General features: G+C 68.7%; 17 protein-coding genes and 2 pseudogenes. 6 read left to right on the plus strand and 13 right to left on the minus strand.

Annotation, left to right across the window (positions count from 1 at the left end; all coding sequences use genetic code 11):
- Positions 1 to 27: 27 nt before the first annotated feature.
- The 3 genes from AC6F7H_RS33775 to AC6F7H_RS33785 all read right to left on the minus strand — a co-directional run bounded on the left by AC6F7H_RS33775 (position 28) and on the right by AC6F7H_RS33785 (position 2,826).
- A complete protein-coding gene (locus tag AC6F7H_RS33775) occupies positions 28 to 1,017 on the minus strand; it encodes a DUF1702 family protein (protein WP_500762495.1) in 990 nt (329 codons plus the stop codon).
- A 101-nt stretch (positions 1,018 to 1,118) separates the two neighbouring features.
- Positions 1,119 to 1,508 carry a winged helix-turn-helix transcriptional regulator gene (locus tag AC6F7H_RS33780; RefSeq protein WP_500762497.1) on the minus strand — a complete coding sequence of 130 codons (390 nt, stop codon included), beginning with the start codon at positions 1,506 to 1,508 and terminating at the stop codon, positions 1,119 to 1,121.
- A 109-nt stretch (positions 1,509 to 1,617) separates the two neighbouring features.
- Positions 1,618 to 2,826, minus strand: coding sequence for an IS701 family transposase (locus AC6F7H_RS33785; RefSeq protein WP_500762499.1), 1,209 nt, complete (start codon positions 2,824 to 2,826; stop codon positions 1,618 to 1,620).
- A 266-nt stretch (positions 2,827 to 3,092) separates the two neighbouring features.
- On the opposite strand from AC6F7H_RS33785, the gene AC6F7H_RS33790 reads away from it, so the two are divergent.
- Positions 3,093 to 3,764, plus strand: coding sequence for a TetR family transcriptional regulator (locus tag AC6F7H_RS33790; RefSeq protein WP_500762501.1), 672 nt, complete (start codon positions 3,093 to 3,095; stop codon positions 3,762 to 3,764).
- Between the two features lie 5 nt (positions 3,765 to 3,769).
- Here the strand turns inward: AC6F7H_RS33790 and AC6F7H_RS33795 are convergent, their stop codons facing one another.
- Positions 3,770 to 4,747: an NAD-dependent epimerase/dehydratase family protein gene (locus AC6F7H_RS33795; protein WP_500762503.1), complete on the minus strand. Its 978-nt coding sequence runs from the start codon at positions 4,745 to 4,747 to the stop codon at positions 3,770 to 3,772.
- Positions 4,744 to 5,370, minus strand: a complete 627-nt coding sequence (locus AC6F7H_RS33800; protein WP_500762505.1) for a ScbR family autoregulator-binding transcription factor — start codon at positions 5,368 to 5,370, stop codon at positions 4,744 to 4,746. Before AC6F7H_RS33800 ends, AC6F7H_RS33795 begins: the two co-directional genes overlap by 4 nt.
- Positions 5,371 to 5,483: 113 nt before the next feature.
- Here AC6F7H_RS33800 and AC6F7H_RS33805 point away from each other — a divergent pair, with 113 nt between their 5' ends.
- Entirely contained in the window at positions 5,484 to 6,434 is a 951-nt protein-coding gene (locus AC6F7H_RS33805; RefSeq protein ID WP_500762507.1) for a ScbA/BarX family gamma-butyrolactone biosynthesis protein, read from the plus strand.
- A 1,810-nt stretch (positions 6,435 to 8,244) separates the two neighbouring features.
- Here the strand turns inward: AC6F7H_RS33805 and AC6F7H_RS33810 are convergent.
- The gene (locus AC6F7H_RS33810; RefSeq protein WP_500762509.1) at positions 8,245 to 9,027 is read right to left on the minus strand and encodes a DUF6008 family protein; all 783 of its coding nucleotides are present in this window, start codon (positions 9,025 to 9,027) and stop codon (positions 8,245 to 8,247) included.
- A 364-nt stretch (positions 9,028 to 9,391) separates the two neighbouring features.
- Positions 9,392 to 10,228, minus strand: a complete 837-nt coding sequence (locus AC6F7H_RS33815; RefSeq protein WP_500762566.1) for an ISAs1 family transposase — start codon at positions 10,226 to 10,228, stop codon at positions 9,392 to 9,394.
- Between the two features lie 78 nt (positions 10,229 to 10,306).
- Here AC6F7H_RS33815 and AC6F7H_RS33820 point away from each other — a divergent pair, with 78 nt between their 5' ends.
- Entirely contained in the window at positions 10,307 to 10,696 is a 390-nt protein-coding gene (locus tag AC6F7H_RS33820) for a transposase (protein ID WP_500762511.1), read from the plus strand.
- 17 nt (positions 10,697 to 10,713) lie between these two features.
- Positions 10,714 to 11,721 carry an IS3 family transposase gene (locus AC6F7H_RS33825; protein WP_500754568.1) on the plus strand — a complete coding sequence of 336 codons (1,008 nt, stop codon included), beginning with the start codon at positions 10,714 to 10,716 and terminating at the stop codon, positions 11,719 to 11,721.
- A gap of 36 nt (positions 11,722 to 11,757) precedes the next feature.
- Here AC6F7H_RS33825 and AC6F7H_RS33830 read toward each other — a convergent pair.
- A pseudogene (locus AC6F7H_RS33830) lies at positions 11,758 to 12,000 on the minus strand (IS5/IS1182 family transposase); the annotation flags it as partial.
- A gap of 261 nt (positions 12,001 to 12,261) precedes the next feature.
- On the opposite strand from AC6F7H_RS33830, the gene AC6F7H_RS33835 reads away from it, so the two are divergent.
- Entirely contained in the window at positions 12,262 to 12,987 is a 726-nt protein-coding gene (locus tag AC6F7H_RS33835) for an IS5 family transposase (RefSeq protein ID WP_500762513.1), read from the plus strand.
- Here AC6F7H_RS33835 and AC6F7H_RS33840 read toward each other — a convergent pair.
- Positions 12,959 to 13,447, minus strand: a complete 489-nt coding sequence (locus tag AC6F7H_RS33840; protein ID WP_500762515.1) for a hypothetical protein — start codon at positions 13,445 to 13,447, stop codon at positions 12,959 to 12,961. The two genes, AC6F7H_RS33835 and AC6F7H_RS33840, sit on opposite strands and share 29 nt — an antisense overlap.
- A gap of 127 nt (positions 13,448 to 13,574) precedes the next feature.
- Positions 13,575 to 14,555, minus strand: coding sequence for an ArsR/SmtB family transcription factor (locus AC6F7H_RS33845; protein WP_500762517.1), 981 nt, complete (start codon positions 14,553 to 14,555; stop codon positions 13,575 to 13,577).
- A gap of 169 nt (positions 14,556 to 14,724) precedes the next feature.
- On the opposite strand from AC6F7H_RS33845, the gene AC6F7H_RS33850 reads away from it, so the two are divergent.
- Positions 14,725 to 15,318, plus strand: a complete 594-nt coding sequence (locus AC6F7H_RS33850) for a peptidase inhibitor family I36 protein (protein ID WP_500762519.1) — start codon at positions 14,725 to 14,727, stop codon at positions 15,316 to 15,318.
- A 360-nt stretch (positions 15,319 to 15,678) separates the two neighbouring features.
- Here AC6F7H_RS33850 and AC6F7H_RS33855 read toward each other — a convergent pair whose 3' ends face one another.
- The 3 genes and pseudogenes from AC6F7H_RS33855 to AC6F7H_RS33865 all read right to left on the minus strand — a co-directional run bounded on the left by AC6F7H_RS33855 (position 15,679) and on the right by AC6F7H_RS33865 (position 17,912).
- On the minus strand, positions 15,679 to 16,164 hold the full coding sequence (locus AC6F7H_RS33855; protein WP_500762521.1) for a hypothetical protein: 486 nt from the start codon (positions 16,162 to 16,164) through the stop codon (positions 15,679 to 15,681).
- A 330-nt stretch (positions 16,165 to 16,494) separates the two neighbouring features.
- Positions 16,495 to 17,702 (minus strand): annotated as a pseudogene (dnaB, locus tag AC6F7H_RS33860) (replicative DNA helicase); the annotation flags it as partial.
- A 27-nt stretch (positions 17,703 to 17,729) separates the two neighbouring features.
- Positions 17,730 to 17,912 (minus strand): hypothetical protein, encoded by a 183-nt coding sequence (locus AC6F7H_RS33865; protein WP_500762523.1) that lies wholly within the window; start codon positions 17,910 to 17,912, stop codon positions 17,730 to 17,732.
- Between the last annotated feature and the right edge of the window lie 19 nt (positions 17,913 to 17,931).

A 17,931-nucleotide genomic window follows, 5' to 3' on the forward strand; every position in this document is an offset into this window, starting at 1 on the left:
GCCAGGGGGCGGGACGGCGCGTCTACTTCATACGTGCTCAACGAAGGAGAACGCGGCGAGTCGTTCACGCACCTGTGCGCGCCAGACCTCGTAGGCGGGTGCGGCGGCGCTACGGACGACGGCCGGGGCGCAGTCGTCGGCGAGCCGGGCGGCGGCCTCGGCGGACAGTCCGGTGAACGCCTCGACAGCGGCGTCGGTGTGCCCGGGCACGAACCCCGCGTGGTGGCGGGCCTTGGCGGCGAACACCGACCCCTGCGCCAAGTGCCCGAGGTCGGAGCACGACTCCTGACGCAGCAGGGCCAGCTCCGCCGGGGTGCTCCCGCCGGCGAAGGTCGCGGCGAGACCGACACCGCTCCACAGGTCCGCCTGCCGGCCGCCGGCGAACGCCCGGACGGCTGCGGCGACGTGCCGGGCGTGGCCGCCGTGGATGAACCACAGGGCGCGTCCGACCCCCTGGTCGAAAGCACGGCGCCAGTAGGAGGGGTCGCCGTCCCAGCCGTACGGGTCGTCCAGCCGCTGGCGGGTCACCCAGGTCTCGGTGTCGAAGTAGGCGCGGTCGAAGCCGTAGCCGTCAACGCACAGCCAGTTCATCGCCGGGTAGTACTCGGCCCCGGACAGGTCGGGGACGATCTTCTTCCACAGCGGTCGCGGCAGCTTGGCCATGGCGAAACCGATGCCGATGTAGTTCAGGAAGATGTGCGGCCTGCCACCGCCGGTGAGCAGGCCGCGGGTGCGGTGACCGGTCCGGCCCAACGCGTCGCGGATGGCGCAGGCCATGGTGGCACCCTCGTAGGCGAAACCCCGGTGCTCGGGGTCGACCAGGCTCAGGCGGCGTTCGGTGGTCGCGAGATCACGGTCCTCGATGCCCCATTCGAAGCCGGTGACGACGGCCTGCGGAACGGCTTCCAGTTTCCGTGCGCGCTCGCCGTCCGGCACCGTGAAGCCCCGGCCGGAGAAGCTCACTTCCTCCAATGACGGGGCCATGGCCATCCTGCGCAGGGCTCCCAGTACGGGCATGTGCGTGCCTCCTCCCTACGAGCCGCTCCGCCGGCGGCCGGTGAGCCATCGTGGGTGGTCCGGCCCGCGCGGGGCATCTTCGGCCGTGCCCTCCACGTCGTTCAGCGGATGCGGCGCACCTGGACCTCCTCGTCGTGCACGGCCCGGCCGCACTCCGCACAGCGCAGCTCCACGTGGACGGGGCTTTCGCAGCCGACGTGGTCCGCGCGGCGGGGCGGACCCAGTTCGTGCGGCAGGTTGCGGTCGCCCCACTGCATCAGAGCGAGGACGGCGCAGGTGAGGTCCCTGCCCGCCGGGGTGAGCCGGTACTCGTGCCGGACGGGCTTGTCCTGGTAGGGGACGCGCTCCATGACACCGTGCTCGACCAGCCGGGTCAGGCGGTTGGTCAGGACGTTCCTGGCGATGTCGAGGTTCTCCAGGAAACCTTCGAAGCGGCTGGTTCCGAGCAGCGCCGTACGGATGATCAGGAGCGTCCATCGCTCCCCGATCACTTCGAGCGTCCGGGCGAGGTTGCAATCCTGCCCTTCATACGTATGTCTCAACATCTGATCACACCGGAATGAGTGGCCGTTCGGGGGTTCCGGGGGCGGATTGCGGTGTTCACGCCGCAGCCAGGAGGCGGCGGTCGGGCACCATTGCGGCTGGCCGGGTGAACCGGTCGTAAGCGTAGGCGGCCGAGACGAGCGTCATGTGGTGGTGCCAGCCTGGGTAGGACCGGCCTTCGAAGTCGAGCAGTCCGAAGCCGTCCCTCATCTCGCGCACGGCTTGTTCCGCCCGTGGCAGCAGCCGCGCAAGCGCGAGCACGGACTCTGTGCGGGCGTGGGTGAGGCTGGTGAGCCAGAACTGGGCCGGGCGGCGTTCGCCGTCGGGTCGGACGGCCAGCAGCCGGTAGGTGCGGTGGGCGTGGGCACCTGAGGAGCCTTGACCCGGCAGGCGTACGAAACTGGCGGCGACCATCGTGTGGCGGCCGTCGCCGTCCCGGATGGCCACTGTCTCGGTATGGGCTGGCATACCGCTGCCTTCCCCCAGAAGGCTGCTCGCCGCGAGGACCAGGCCGTGGCGGTCACCGCTGTGTGCACGCTGCATCCGCAGGTGCCGGCCGACCATCACATGCAGGTTGCCGGGTACCGGGACGACGAAGTCGCGTCCGCGTAGGGCAAGCCCGTGCAATAGGGTCCGGACGCCGAAACCGGCGGCCGGGTCCAGGCTGCAGACGACCGGGAGAGGAGCGGTTCCGGCGCTTTCGGCGAGTGAGTCGATCAGGTCGAGGGCGTGCTGCTCCGCGGTGCGCAGTCCGGCGTCGGCCGGGATGCGGGCGCGACGGCGGCGTTCGGGGTCTTTGGCCCAGGAGCCCGGCAGCAGCAGGCGCCAGTCGACCGGCGCGGCTGCGTCCGCCGAGGCGAGGAAGGCGCCGACGCCGACCTGACAGGTAACCGACCGTCCGGTGGAGGGCATGAAACGGCGGTGGACTCCGCAGGAGTGCTCTCCCCGCTTGCGCAGTACGGCCTGGTCGACCACCCATGCTCTGGGGGTCGCCTGTCGCTCCACCCACCTGCCCAGTTCCGCCCTGACCGGATTCCATTCCCAGGGACTCGCGTTGACGAACTGGTGGAGCGACTGGGAGGTGGCGGGCGAGGCCGAGATCGTCGCGGCGAGCCGGCGGACCGACTTCTTGCCCGGCGTGGTGAGCAGTCCCTGCACATAGGCGTGTGCCCACCGGCGCTGGTCGGCACGGGGCAGGCCCTCGAAGATCTGCTCGGTGAAGACCGGTATCGAGGTGCTCCCATACGTCAACGCTCGTCCAGCCATGGCAAGTTCCCTCCCCTGGATCGGTCCGCGGCTGCCGACCGCGCTAAAATAATAGCGAACAACCTCTTTTTTTCTCGACTCAGGGGAGTTGACGAATGCACTTCACCAAGTCGACCGGCCCACCGCGCTGTGACCGGGATGTTCATCCACTGGACTCCGCACCCGTGCCCCCCGGACCGCGGTCCGTCACGAAGGCCGGTTGTACGGGGAAGACCGCCGAGGTTCCGCCCGTGGTCGGTATCCGGGCACAGGGTTGAGGAGGCGACATGGTGAGGCAGGAGAGGGCCCTGCGGACCCGCGCGGCCGTGATCACGGCGGCTTCCGTGGAGTTCGCCCGCGCCGGCTACGACGGCACATCGCTGTCCCGGATCAGTCAGCTGGCCGGCATGTCGGTCGGGGCGCTGACCTTCCACTTCCGGACCAAGCAGGAACTGGCCGACGCGGTGCAGGCGGAGGGACGGTCCGTAACGCTGGCCGCACTGGAGGTCCTGGCTCTCGAGGACCGCCTGGCGTTGTGCCGGGTGGTTGACCTCACCCTCGAGCTGGCCCGGCTGATGGAGGAGGAACCCCCGGTCCGCGCCGCCATCCGGTTGAGCAGGGAACGCCCCGGCTCGGTCTCCTGGTCGCACGCCTGGCTGCCGACCGTGCACAGGCTTCTCGACGAGGCGTACACGGCCGGGCAGTTACGGGAGAGCGCTCGGTCCGCCGACGTGGTAACGCTGGTCGAGTATCTGACCGACGGTGCGGAGGTGTACTTGCGCAGCAGGGTCGCGGACGAGTCGGAGCTCGGGAACGCCGTCGCGCGGCTGCGTATCATCTGGAAGCTCGTCCTCACCGGGGTGTCGGCCAGCACCGTCGGCCCAAAGCACCCACAGCACCCCACGGACGACGAAGCACCGTCACCGGACTTGCGGCCCACGGCCCCCGAACCTACGTAACGCCCTCAACCGCCCGACCGGGCGACCACCACCGACCGGTACCACGCAGCAGCGTCGCCCACCCACGTCAGCGGCGACGGCTCCACAGAACACCCGGCGACGTGCCAGACCTCGCTGCTCCGGTACCAGTGATCGGTGGCGACCAGGGCGAACTGGCGCTCACTCACAGGGATCCGCGCGGCTCTCAGCCGCTCCAGGCACTCCTCCCAGGGCAGATCCGCCGTCACGGACGGCAGCACGTCGTGCCGCGACAGCGTGCACAGCAGTTCGCCCACGCGCACCGGCCGGGGATGGCTCGCATGCCAAACGCCGCGGCTACTGACCGGCCCGGGGACAAGTCCGAGGCGGGCGACAAGCCGCGCCAGGTCGTTCACGGCCACGACGGACACCCGGCCCCGTCCGCCGTCCCACATCGCGGGAACGGCGCGCAGGCACCGGGCCAGCAGCGGCACGACCCAGCGGTCCCCCCGTCCGAGCACCAGCCCCGGACGCAGAACGGTCGCGCCTGCGGCCAGGGCGTACGTCTCCCCGGCCAGCCGGGTGCGGCTGGCCGGGGAGACGGGTGCGGGGACGACCTCATCCACCCCGAGCCCCCGGTGCGGGCCGAGGCCGTACACCGCCGCCGTCGACAGGTGCACGATACGGCTCACGCCGGCCCGGGCCGCCTCCTGCATCAAGGCGGCCGTCCCGTCGACGTTGACCGCAGCACACTCAGACTCGTCCGGGCTGATGACGGCGGCCATGTGGAGGAGCACATCGGCGTCCTCGCACACGCCACGCAGCGTCCGGGGCTGCGCCAGGTCCGCCCGGACCCACTCGTCGGCCGGTCCGGTGCCCTCCGGCCGGCGCCTGCCGACCACCCGGACGAGCAAGCGTTCCTCCTCGCCCGCAGCTCCCGGACCGCGGTACCCGGCGAGTTCGCGGAGCACCGCCGAGCCGATGAATCCGGTGGCGCCGGTCAGCACCACGCGTAACGGTCTCATGCGGCCAGCCGCTGGACGTCCGCCGGGAACGAGATCTTCGTTCTGGTTTGTGGGGTGGCGAGGGCGGGCAGCAGGTAACGCCACATCGAGACGATGCGTTCCGGCAGGTCGGCGCGTCCGGTGGAGATGTTGGAGAACACCTGGATGCCGCTGTAGGCACCGACGAGGACGTTGGCGAACTCGGCTTCGTCGACGTCGGCCAGCAGTTCTCCCCGCTTGCGAGCCTCCTGCAACAGGGCGCGGAACTCGTTCACCCACTCCTGGTACGCCGTGTCGTCATGCGCCCCGAACTCGCCCTGCTCGACGGCGAGTCGCACGCTGGCCCGGAACAGCACATTGTTCTGGAGCTCGCGGGCGAGGAAGAAGGTGAGGTCGACCAGCTTCTGCAGTCCGACCGTCTCCCTGGAGAAGTGCACGAAGTCCTGCTGGTGGGCCAGCACAGCTTGTGCCAGCCTTCTCTTGGACTTGAAGTGGAAATACATCCCGCCCTGGGTCACCTGGGCACGGTCCATGATCTTACTGATGCTGGCTCCGCTGTAACCGCACTCGTCGAAGATCTCTGCGGCCGCGTACAGGATCGTCTCCCGGGTCTTCACAGCCCGTTCCTGCTTCGGCTCAGTCATCTCTGTGCCTCGATCACTCTCGACAAAAAAAACGAACGCCCTTATTTTACAGGTCAACGCCTTCGGTCGGTAGGCAGGAGGCGCCCACTCACGCTGCTTCCGGGGGGATAGTCATGCTCATCACTGCGGAGAACCCTGCCGTTGCGAGACCGCTCCTGACCACAACCGTCGCCAAGGAGTACGTGCACCGAGCAGCCCTGGCGGAGGTGTTCCTCACCGGATGGACGAAGGCGGGATCCGCTTCGTTCACCGTGAGTGCCCAGTGGCCGCGCAGCCACAGCTTCTACGAGTGCGAGAACGGGCTCTACGACCCGCTGCTGCTCTGCGAGACCGTGCGCCAGACGTTCCCTCTGCTGACGCACGTCGCCTACGACGTCCCGCTGGGACACCAGTTGAGCTGGTCCCGCTTCCAGTACTCGGTCAACCTGGACGCGATGCGGCTCGAGCGGAATCCGGCCGAGCTCGAACTGCACGTGACGTGCTCGGACGTCCGCTTCCTCCGGTCACTGCCCGCCTCGATGTCCATGCACATCGAGGCGGTACGCGACGGCACGCTTCTCGCTGTGGCGGACACGCACTTCGGCTGCCACACCCCCGCCGTCTACCGTCGGCTGCGCGCCGGACGGGCCGGCGACTTCGGTGCCTTCGTGAACGGGTCGGCGCCGCCCCCGCCGGTCAAGCGGACTGCGGTGAACCGCCACCGGCTGCGGGACATCGTCCTGTCGCCCACACAGCAGCAACAGCGCTGGCAGCTGCGCGTCGACACCACGCACCCGGTGCTCTTCGACCACCCCGTCGATCACGTGCCCGGGATGCTGCTCCTGGAGTCGGTACGCCAGGCGGGGCACGCCCTGCAGCCGTTCTCGACCGGCGTGATGCCGGCGTCGATGGACGCGACTTTCAAGAAGTACGTCGAGTTCGACGAACCCTGCTGGATCGAGGCCGACGCGACCGCCGAGACCACACCGACGCGCAGCGGACGCCGGACGATACGCGTCAACGCGCTCCAGGGGGAGGGGCTGGCCTTCTCCGCGACGGCCGAGATGGTCGACACCGCGCCGTAACGAGCCACGGCCCGCCTTCGGGCGGGCCGTTAGCGGGTTCACCGCCACGAAAGAGTTTTAAGGGCTGGACCCAGTGTGCCACCACTGGGCTCACAGCCGTGCGTCATGCCGCCCGTCGAGCCGGCTGCTCGACGGGCGAAGGCCCGTTGGGATGCCACTCCACCAGGGCCCTCGTCGGTTCCGGCTGAACCTCGAAGCCACGCAGACGGCTTCGTCATGCCCCTTCACCAGGAGACGCCTTCATCATGGAGCAAAGCTCCGCCATTGACCAGTCCTCTCAGCCCTCATCCGCAACCACGCTCCCTTTTGGGCAACTTTCCGCACCACGCGGACCCGACCGGACCCTGAGGTCCGGCGGCGCCCTGCCACCACCCCCCAGCACACACGTACGGCAGCGGGTCAAAGTCCCCATGCGACTGGTGGAGTCACCCCACTACTCGGACGCCGCTCTCAGCGTCTATGTCAAGGTCAAGGCGCTGGCACAGCGGCCCGAAGGATGCACCGCCGGAATCGCCACGCTCGCCTCGTACCTGCGACTGTCCGAGTCGACCGTGCAACGCGGCCTGGCCCAGCTCCGCGCGGTCGGTCCCGACGGCATCGTGGAGTTACCGGAGAGCCGGCGCAGATCCCTTCCGGGCGGATACGGAACGACGGCCCGAAGAAGAGTCAGGCAGATGGCCCCGCAGGAACGATTCGTCTGGCTGCCGGTGACCGCCAGCGAGTGCCTCCGCCCGCGCCTGCTGCGCGCCTTCGCCGTGATCGCCTACGCCGTCGCCCAAAAGTACCCGCTGACCTCCCGCGTACTCGCCGAGGTCCTCCGCCACCACTCGGGACGCCGGGCCGGCCTCCCCCTCACCACGAGCGCCGTCACCCATATCGTCGATGAGCTCGACGTGTCGGGCTGGATCACCGTCCACCACCGGGCCGGCGAGCACGGGCGGCACCTGTTCGGGGTCCACGACGGTCGTTCCGGCCCCGGCCGTGCGACCGGAATGACTGCTTCCCCAGCCTTCCTAGATGACCGATCAGGTACCCGGGTTGATGAAGGGTCGCTCGCGTACAAGGAAGACCACAGAACTGACCGACCCGATGACGAGGCTGCCCGCACCCCATCCGCCGCAGGCGAGAGACAGGTGGATAAGGAGGCAGTCTCCGCGATCACACCGCGGCCGGTACCGGGCCACGGCAGTCTCGCGCTTCGCACGGAGGGCGCAGGCCTCTCCCCCACTCACACAGGCCGCACTGGCGGCAGCCGGACGAGCCGTCCCTACACGGGCCCGCAGCTGACTTTCAGTCCTCGGCTCCATGCGGTGCTGGAACCCGTACGCTTCCTGCTTGAGCACGTGAGCACCTACATGCAACGGCGCCTGGGGCAGGAGATCGCCCGGCAACTCGATGCCGGCATGGGCGTCGAACGCCTGCACAGCCGCCTCACACAACGGCTCGCCGGGACCATGGTCGAGGACATTCGCGACCCCGGACGCTGGCTGCTCGGTGTGGCCCTGCCCCGCTGGGGCTGCGCGGACCCGGACTGCGAGACCGGCACTCTCTGGTCAACTGGCAGGCGCTGCCGCGCCTGCCAGGAGGCGGCTGCGGACCGACGCGTCCCGCTGCGGGGCGAGGAAGTCATACCCACCCCGCCCCCACCTCTGTCGGCCCCACCGAGCCGTGCCACCGGTGACCAGCAACACCACCTCCGGCGGAAGGAACAGCATCCGGGCCTCCCGGCCCGGACACCACCGGAGGCGTCGGGACCGGTCGTGGTGGACCGCTGCCGCGGCCGGGGGGGAACCTGCGCCCGAAAGGCCCCCTATGGCCTGTGCTGGCGGTGTCGTGTGGAGGCCGAGGGGCCGGCCAGAACAGGCTCTCGCGGCACGTCCTCGTGGTTTCCTTCGCCGGGGAGGGGCAGGACGCCGTCGTCCGGCTCCGGGTGGTAGGCCACCCTGATGCTGCGCTTCTCCCGCCACAGGTGGAAGACCGCGAGCCCCAGAATGACCGTTCCGACGAGGTTGGCGACGAAGTGCCACCAGACCCGGTACGTCGTCAGCGCGACGCCCGGTTCGATCGCGCCGAACCAGGTGGACAGACCGATGGCCCGACTGGCTCCCAGCGCCACAGACAGGGTCAGAACGAAGTGCTCCACGCCGTGGATGCCCTGCATCCACACACCCGTCCTGGCCCACTTGCGCGACTTCAGCTGACCGCCGACCCGCCGGGTGATCTGCATGATGCCGACCAGACCGGCGAGGAAAATGAGGTTGCCCGTGAGATGGAGCAGTTCCATACCGAGCGGCGGCTTGGTCGTGTCGACCTGCCCCATTCCTCTGGCGAAACTGTTCGCCCAGGGAGTCATCCATGCTTCGGAGTACGGGTGGGCTATCCAGTAAACCGCCTGTGCGATGTGCTCTTGGAAGTGGCCGATCTGCCCGATGACTCCCAGGCCGATCAGCGCCACCGCCGTCCGGTACAGCCATGGCCGTACTGGCCCTCGGTTCGCATAGGCGAGCACGGCGACCGCCGCCCACATTGCCACGGCCCATCCGGTGAAGAAGACGGCACCCGCGGTGTCCACAGCGGACACGGAGCTACCCATCTCGTGCATTCCATGCATTCCAGGTCTATGCTCCACGAGCGCTCCTTCGGTGGCTCCGGACACGGATGGCACGCATGGCTGGCCGCACCGACCAGCACGCTAGGAATCCACGCCTCGAGTCCGCCACTTCAAGGATGCGGACTTCCCGGCGCCTTGGATCCGGCAGGGCGGAGTGGCTGCACCGTCATCACTCCACGCGGCACGTGGGATGCTCCCCTCCCCCGCTGTGAGGTTCCCCCGTTGCTCGGGAGGGGCTGATCAGCTGATCAGAGCGGGTTGGCGGGGTTTCAGGTTCTCTCGTTCGGCCGCTGCCTGCTCGGCGTAGTGCTGCCAGGGTCCGTTGCATGATCAGTTCTGTCCGGGTTCATCCGGCGAGGCCGAGGGCAGTCAGGGGGCGGTGGTAGTCGCGAGCGGCCCGGCGGAGGGCAGCGGCGATGTTGGTGTGGCCGTCCTGGCGGTGGACGCCGATGGCGAGGTTGCGCAGGCCGGCCATGACCCGGGGAAGACGGCCGGTGCGGATCTTGGAGTCGTCCTCGCGGAAGGTGCGGTCCCGGACGTGGTGCAGAAGATTTTCGATCTTCCAGTGGCCGCGGATCCAGGCGGCGAGCTGGGCGCCGCTCACGGCGCCCGGCGGCAGGCTGGTGATCAGGTAGACGCGTTCGATGGTGAGCTTGCCGGTGGTGAAATCCTGCCTCCAGCACACGACTTGGAGGGCCTGCTGAGCGTCGAGGTAGTCCAGGTGAGCGAAGGCAGCGGTCTTCAGGCGCCGGGTCTCGTGGCGGTGGTGGGCGCGGGTGCGCTCGTAATGGTCGAGGGTGATCTCCTGCCAGGGCAGGCGGCGGACGCGGTCGAACAGGCCGGGGTGGTTGGCCTTGACCTGGGCGATGTAGTGGGCGCCGCGGGTGCGGAGGTAGGTGCCGTGGGCGTGCTGGGTGTGCAGGGCATCGGCGGTGACCACGCTGTCGGTGAGATCGATGGTGTCCAACAGGGGCTGGAAGGCGGGGATTTCGTTGCTCTTGTCGGCGATCTGACACTGGGCGAGAACGCTGCCGCTGTGGTCCATCGCGGCGAGCAGGGTGACGTGCGTGGCCGTGGCGGTGCGCGAGCCGCGCAGGGCCTTGCCGTCGACGGCGATGGCCCGCAGTCCGGGCTCGGTCGGGGTGGCCCGGGCGGCGAGGAAGGCGCCGATCGCCCGGTCCAGGCCCTCTCTGACAGCCTTGACTGAGACGCCCGCTTTGCCGGGTTAGGCTGGAAGGGCGAGACAGGAGTACACCCCGGCATGGCCGGCACCACCCCCCGTAGCTCCGGACCGGATCCGGCGCCCCGTCCGAAGCGGCGGACGTTCTCCGCGGAGTACAAGCTGCGGATCGTCGCCGAGTACGACGCCGCCCCGACCGGGGAGAAGGGCGCGATCCTGCGGCGTGAGCGGCTGTACCACTCGCACGTGATCGAGTGGCGCCAGGCCCGCGACGGCGGCGCTCTGGACGCCCTGACCGATCAGCGCACCTCGCCGGCCCGGCCGAAGCAGGCGGCCGAGCAGGCCGAACTGGAACGACTCCGCAAGAAGGTCGCCCGGCTGGAGAAGGACCTGGCCCGCCGGGACGCGGCACTGGAAGTCATGGGAAAAGCCAACGCGCTCTTGGAACTGCTCTCCGAGAGCGCGGACTGAAGCACGCCGCCGCACCGGTGATCACCGAGGCGTTCGCGGGCGTCCAGGGCCAGTTGGGGACCACGGCGGCCTGCCGGCTGACCGGACGCTCACGTGCCACCCACTACCGCCGCCTCAGCCCGAGGCCGAAGCCTGAACCGTCCCCAAGACCCACGCCCGCCTCGGCCCTCTCACCGGCCGAGCGGGCCGCGGTCCTGGCACTGCTGAACCGGCCGGAGTACGCCGACCTGCCGCCCGCCCAGGTCTGGGCACGTGAACTGGACGCGGGGAACTACTGGTGCTCGGAGCGGACGATGTACCGGATCCTGTCGGCCGCCGGACAGAACGGCGAACGCCGCCGCCAGGCCACCCACCCGCCCAGGACGATCCCCGAACTCGTCGCGACCGGCCCCTCCCAGGTTTTCACCTGGGACATCACCCGACTGCCCGGACCGGCCAGGGGCATCTGGTTCCACGCCTACGTGATCATCGACATCTTCAGCCGGTACATCGTCGGGCACACCGTCGAACGCGCCGGAACGGCCGAGCGGGCCGAGGAGTTGATCCGCGAGACCATCGAACGCAACGGCATCGTGCCCGAGACCGTCCACGCGGACCGCGGCACCTCCATGACCAGCAAGAAGGTCTCCCAGCTGCTGACCGACCTCGGCGTCACCAGGAGCCATTCCCGACCCCGGGTGAGCAACGACAACCCCTTCAGCGAAAGCCAGTTCCGCACCACCAAGTACGCACCCGACTACCCCGAACGCTTCGACTCCCTGGCGCACGCCAGGGAGTCGATGGACGCGTTCATCAGCTACTACAACCACGAGCACCGCCACTCCGGGATCGGCCTGCACACCCCCGCCTCGGTCCACTTCGGCACCGCCCACGAGGTGAGGGATCAGCGGTCCGTCGCCCTCGCCGGGGCTTACGAACGCCATCCCGAGCGCTTCGCCCGCCGGCCGAAACCACCCGAGATACCCGGCCAGGTCTGGATCAACGACCCCACCAAGCGAGCGCAAACCGAATCACAAAGCTCATAGCGACGTAAACGTCTCATTTGACTTGACAGCTACCGGCCCCTCGTGCAGGTAGCGGTAGGCAGTGGAGGACGACAGGCCGTTGTCGCAGGCGAGTTGGGCAAGACGGGTGCCGTCGATGAACCAGCGCAGGATGAGCACGGCCTGCCGGAAGCAGCCCAGCGCGCGTCGTCCCCGGCGGGTACCGATCGTCGAACGGTGGTCCCGCAGCGGCCGGGCCAGGTGCTCGGCGGTGGACCAGCGGACATCGAGCACGGCGGTGTATGTGACACTGGTCGGCACGTGAGGCCCCTCGGTCGGATCTTTTCTGTCGCAAGATCGTTCCTACCAGGGGCCTTGCGACTGCCCGGAGTTGGGGTCTACAGGACGCAGCACAGCCCGGCGATCACAGTGAGCGACGACCGGTTACCGGGAAAGGCTCACTGGGCCACTGGGTCTCTGCTTTCTCAGGAAGATCTTGGTCGATCCCCTGAATAGCAGAGGCCCCTCCTCATCTCACCCGCCTTTGACATTCACGGCGAGCACTTAACTTCGTGGCATTGGATGATCGATGCCGTGCGCTACCTGGTCGCCGAGGGGGTGCGCTGGGCGAGCCTGCCGCGCGACTTCCCGAAGTGGCGGGCCGTCTACCGCTTCTTCCGCCGCTGGCGCGACAACGACCTGATCAAGGAACTCTACGGACGGCTCCGTGCCCGCCTGCGCGAACTGGCCGGCAAGAACACCGAGCCGACGGCCGCGATCATCGACTCGCAGTCCGTGAAAGGCGACGCCACGGTGCCGGCCCGCTCACGCGGCTACGACGCCGGAAAGAAGATCAACGGGCGCAAGCGGCACATCGCCACCGACCCCCTCGGCCTGCTCCTGACCGTGATCGTGACCGCCGCCTCGGTCAGCGACCGCGACGCCGGTGCCGACCTGCTGCAAACCCTGCGCGAGCGGCACCACGCACTCCGTCTGGTCTGGGCCGACGGCGGCTACACCGGCTGGCTCGTCACCTTCGCCACCGGCGTCCTCGCCCTCGCGCTGACCATCGTCAAACGCCCCGACGACGTCACCGGCTTCACCGTCCTGCCCCGCCGCTGGGTCGTGGAGCGCACGTTCGCCTGGCTGATCCGGGCCCGCCGCCTCGCCCGCGACTACGAAACGCGCACTGACAGTGCCGAGGCCATGACCTGGTGGGCGGCCACCATCCCCGCCACCCGACGCCTCGCCCGCGGCGGCATCCCGGCACCCCGCCGCCTCAAGCGGACCGGCCCGGCCCCGGCCTGAACAACCCTGGCCCCGCCTCGACGAGCCACCCCCGCTCCACCAGCCTCTTCGCCCGGAACCGGGCCGCCTGCTCCCGCGCATCCGTGGCCTGCCAGCCCAGACCGTCCCGCAGCCCCCTCGCCCGCACACCACCGCCGCCCCCGGCACCGTCACGCTCGACCAGGGACACGATCCGGGCGTACTCCTCCGGCAGGACAGACCGCTCCAGGCCCTCTGCCCACACCGGCACCTCGGCCTTCCGGCCCGCACCTCCACCGGCCACCACCGCCTCCCCGGCGGCCGCCTCCGTGACCTGCGCCGGCACACCGGACAACGCGGCCACCAGCTCCTCACGCGCGATCACCGCCCGCCGTGCGGCCTCCTCCGCTTCCACCACCGCGACCTGAAGCCGCTCCAGCTCCACCCTCAGCTCCTCGGCCCGCGCGAGCGCCACCCGCTCGCGTTCTTCCAGCAACCCCATCGCCGACGGCATCGGCCACCTCCGCACACCGGGACCCGAATACGACGGCCCGAGCATGCTCTTACGGCGCAGCAACCATGCCTGAACTGGGAAAACTTGAAGCTACGTCCGCTTTAGGAATCGCCTCTTAGTCGGAGTTGGCGGCAAGCACGGCCACACCCAAAGAGGTGAGGATGTGAATCACCGTGTTGCCCCGGCGCAGGGAAGCGGTCAGTCCAGCCTCACGCAGTGCGGTGGCATGTTGGCTGGCCGTGGGAAGAGCCAGGCCGATGCGCCGGGCCAGTTCCCCGGTCGTACAACCGTCCTCGATGCTGCGGAGCGCTGCAGCGCGGCTCGCTCCCAGCAATCGCTCCAGGGCTCTGCCTCTGCCCGGGACCGCTCGGCCACAGGTCCACCAATGCGGGCCACGAGCAACGGGATAGACCAGTACCGGAGCAAGATCCGGATCGATGAGAGTAACCGGTCTGCGCCAACAGAACACCGAAGGCACGAGAAGCAAACCCCTCCCCTCCAGGTGAAGCTCGCGGTCGACGGGATAATTGGCCTCGAGCACCGGCCGACGCCACCGCAGTATCGGCCGGTAACTGCCTAGCAGTGTCTCGACTCCCCCTTCGAGAACCGATCGTGCGCGTGTCGCCCTGTCGGCATCGACGAGTGATTGAATGCGTGACCAGAACGGCGCGACTACAGAAGCGTGATACCCGTGAAGTGACTTCCCGAGAAGCCGTAATGCGGCCGGATCGCCGTGGGCCAGCGGGTCCATCCACGCTGGCATCTTGGGCAGGGCAGCCATCTCCTGCCGTATCCGGCGCGCAGGTGTGGCCAGAAGGACGTCGATGCCCGCCCTGATGCCGTGCCCTGCCTCGTGAGGCGTAAGGAAATCGGGGAAATCGCCGGACGGCGGTGCGATGTGCCGGATCAATCTGACGTGCTCCGGCGGGAGGCCTCGGAGCCGCAAGCGAGCACTCGCGCGCCAGACGTCGAAGACGGCCTGCCCTTCGCGGTTTCCCAGCAGATGAACGCTGAGTATTGATTCCCACAGCGGATCCGGTCCCGAAGCAACCCTCGTGCGCAGCAGATCCTCGCTGGTGAAATGCACCCTGAGCATCAGATTTCCCCTTCGCATGAGTCAGAATCGCGCATGTCTGACACGACGACGAGCAGCGTGTTTTGCCCTACGCCAAAGAACCTGGATTCGACGTCGAAAATCCCCGATGCTGAACAACGCCAAAGGGCAACCACCCATTTCGGAACCGGGAGCAATTATGCGGACGTCCATGAAGTCGCTCGTCAAGTTCGCAGTCGGCGCCACCGCCAGCTTCTGTCTGATCGCGGGAGCCGCCAGCCCCACCAGTGCGTCCACCGCCCTGGACGCGACGATCGCGCGGCAGGCGGCTCAGGCCGGCCTGGACCACAGCCAGATCCCGGAGCTGCAGCGCCAGATCAACAAGCAGATGGCGCTCGTGCCGAACGGCCGCCAGATCGGCCTCAACCAGGTCTCGTGGCGTGGCGGGAAGGCCATCATGACCTTCCCGCTCCCCGGCGAGAAGCAGGCACGGGCCGTAGACGAGCCGTTCTCGGCCATGGGATCGCCGAACTGCTCCTACAAGTGGACGTGCCTGTACGAGCACAGCAACTTCGACGGACGTCGCCTCACTTGGTCCGACTGCGGCGGCATCCTCGACCTCTCCGACTGGGGGTTCAGCGACAAGACCACCTCCTGGCACAACAACCAGACGTCGGGAACCAAGACCCGCGTCTACAATTGGACGGGCGCCTGGACCCTGCTCTGGACCTCCACCGCCCCGTCGTCCAGCAGCAACGTCGGCAGCGCGAACAACGACAAGGCTGACGGCATCGACGTGTGCTGACGTGCCGGATGCCGAGACACGGCCGGCGTCTGGAGCGGATCCTCTTCGTTTACCGGAACTCTTCATCTGACGGCGGTCCTCGGTCGGCGGGGAACCTGTCGTGCCCGACCGGGACAGCCGGCTCTGCCTTCTGATGCTTGTCCATCGCGGTCGGCACCACCCCAGACTCAGAGCCACTGGTGCCACCCACGAGGCGAGCTTCGCGAGCGCTGCCGCACGCGAAGCCGCCTCAGCCCAACAGGGACCGGCGGAGGGATTTGAAGCGGCGGGGACTGGAAACGGGGCGTCAGCCACCACGCCAGTCCCTGAGCCTATTCAGTACGAGGTACGCACCCTGAGCCGGACATGGCCGAAGCCCCCTCAAATACCCATGGAGGCCATCTCGATCGGTGAGCGGTAGTTGGCCGCGGCGGTGACCACGCAGGCGCGGTAGGTCCGGTTGTCCTTCACCGCCAGGAAGTAGTCGCGGAGGTTCTTCCAGTAGCTGACCAGGTAGCCGAGTCCGGGCACGAAGCCCGGTGGACGTGGCACGAGGGAAAAGGCCTCGCTGCAGCGGAGAATTTCCCCGGTGGCCGTCGACAGGACGTCGGCGACCCCGGCATTCATGTTCCATCCGGCCGCCAGTTCTGGCGTCCAGATCGCTCCCGCCACTTCCCGGAGACGCTCCTGTTCTTCCGGAGTCGGATCGCTCAGAGCGGCCGCCGCCACGACCACCGGGGCGGCATCCTTCGGGCCGCTCGTAACGGCCGCAGAGGGTGCTGTTGCTGCCATGGCGATCATCACCGCCGTCACCACGCCCAGAGCGCCTGTCCCCCGCCGCACGATGTGCCTGCTGCCCACTGCCATCGCATCTCCCTCCCCTGATCCTGCACCAGCGTGCTCACTGTGAGGTGGCGCAAATAACCGAGGGTGACGATTCCCTCGCTGATCACCTTTAGGCGTTGGCTTGGCCTGGACTGTCTGGTTCCGGGCGGAAGAGTGACGCGATTACTCAAGCCCTGAGGTTCCTGCCGGGATGTGTGTCAGCCGTCGACTGAGCTTCCCCCTGGATGCGGAGCTGTGTACATGATCGGCTATGTGGGCCGCTGAGCGCCGATCTCCTAGCCAGACAGGGGATTTATCGCCGGGCAAGGAGATCGGCACTGCGAGGGCGCCTCACACCCTTTGGCGAGGCCGTCAGGTCTGGGCCATGTCCACGAACCGGGAGTAGTGGCCCTGGAAGGCGGTCGTGATGATCGCGGTCGGCCCGTTGCGGTGCTTGCCCACGATCAGGTCCGCCTCGCCCGCGCGCGGGGACTCCTTCTCGTACTGGTCCTCGCGATGCAGCAGGATCACCACGTCCGCGTCCTGCTCCAGCGAGCCGGACTCGCGCAGGTCGGAGACCTGCGGCTTCTTGTCGGTGCGCTGCTCGGGCCCGCGGTTGAGCTGGGAGAGCGCGACGACGGGCACCTGAAGCTCCTTGGCCATCAGCTTGAGCTGGCGGGAGATGTCGGAGACCTCCTGCTGACGGCTCTCGGGGCGGCGGCCGCCGCCGTACTGGAGCAGCTGCAGGTAGTCGATGACGACCAGGTCGAGCCTGCCGCGCTGCTTGAGTCGGCGGGCCTTGGTCCGGATCGTCAGGGCGGTCAGTTCCGGGGAGTCGTCCAGGAGCAGGCTCCCGGCGTCGATCTTGGCCTTGGCCTTGGCCAGCCGGGCCCACTCGGCATCGTCCAGCCGGCCGGAGCGGATGTGGTGCAGGGCGACGGGGCCCTCGGCGGACAGCAGCCGCATGTGGAGTTCCTTGCGGCTCATCTCCAGGGAGAAGAACACGCTGGACAGGTGGTGCTTGAGGCTGGCCGCCCGGGCGATGTCCAGGCCGAAGGTGCTCTTGCCCATGGCCGGCCGCCCGGCGATCAGGATGAGCTGGCCGGGCTGCAGGCCGAGGGTGAGGCGTCGAGGTCGGTGAAGCCGGTCGGCACGCCGGTGAGCTCGCCCTTCGTGCGCTTCCCGGCCGCCTCGATGTCGTCGAACGTCTCGTCCATGCCCTGTGAGGCGTCCAGCAGCGACTCGTCGCCGCGCTGGCGAACCACCCCGTACAGCCGCTCCTGGGCCCGCTCGACGAGCTCCTCGGCACCGCCATTGCGGGCATACCCGCTGGCCGCGATGTCCGTACCGGCGGTGACGAGGTTCCGCGCGACGGCGGCCTCGTAGACGTTCTCGGCGTAGTACGCGGCGTTCGCCGCGGTGGGCACCTGCTGCACCAGCGTGTGCAGGTAGGAAGCGCCGCCGATCTTGGTCAGCTCGCCGGTCTTGGTCAGGTGCGCCGCGACCGTGATCGGGTCGGCGGGCTCGCCCTTGCCGTGGACGTCGAGGATCGCCCGGAACACGGTCTCGTGCGCCGGCCGGTCACTCTGTGGATGGGGTGGGCGTGGTCAGGATGCGGTGGTGGGGGCGATGGTGACCTGGAGGCCGAGGGCCTGGAGCTGGCGGACAAGGTCGCGGGTCTTGCGGGCGGGGTTGAGGTGTCGCTGGTGCCAGTCGGCACCAAGCTCCTGGTAGCGGGAGTCGGGGTCGTTGATCAGTTGCCAGGCGATGACCAGCATGGAACGGGCCACCGCCCCGGGTTCGCCGGCG

The sequence above is a fragment of the Streptomyces sp. MMS24-W38 genome, from assembly GCF_059889265.1.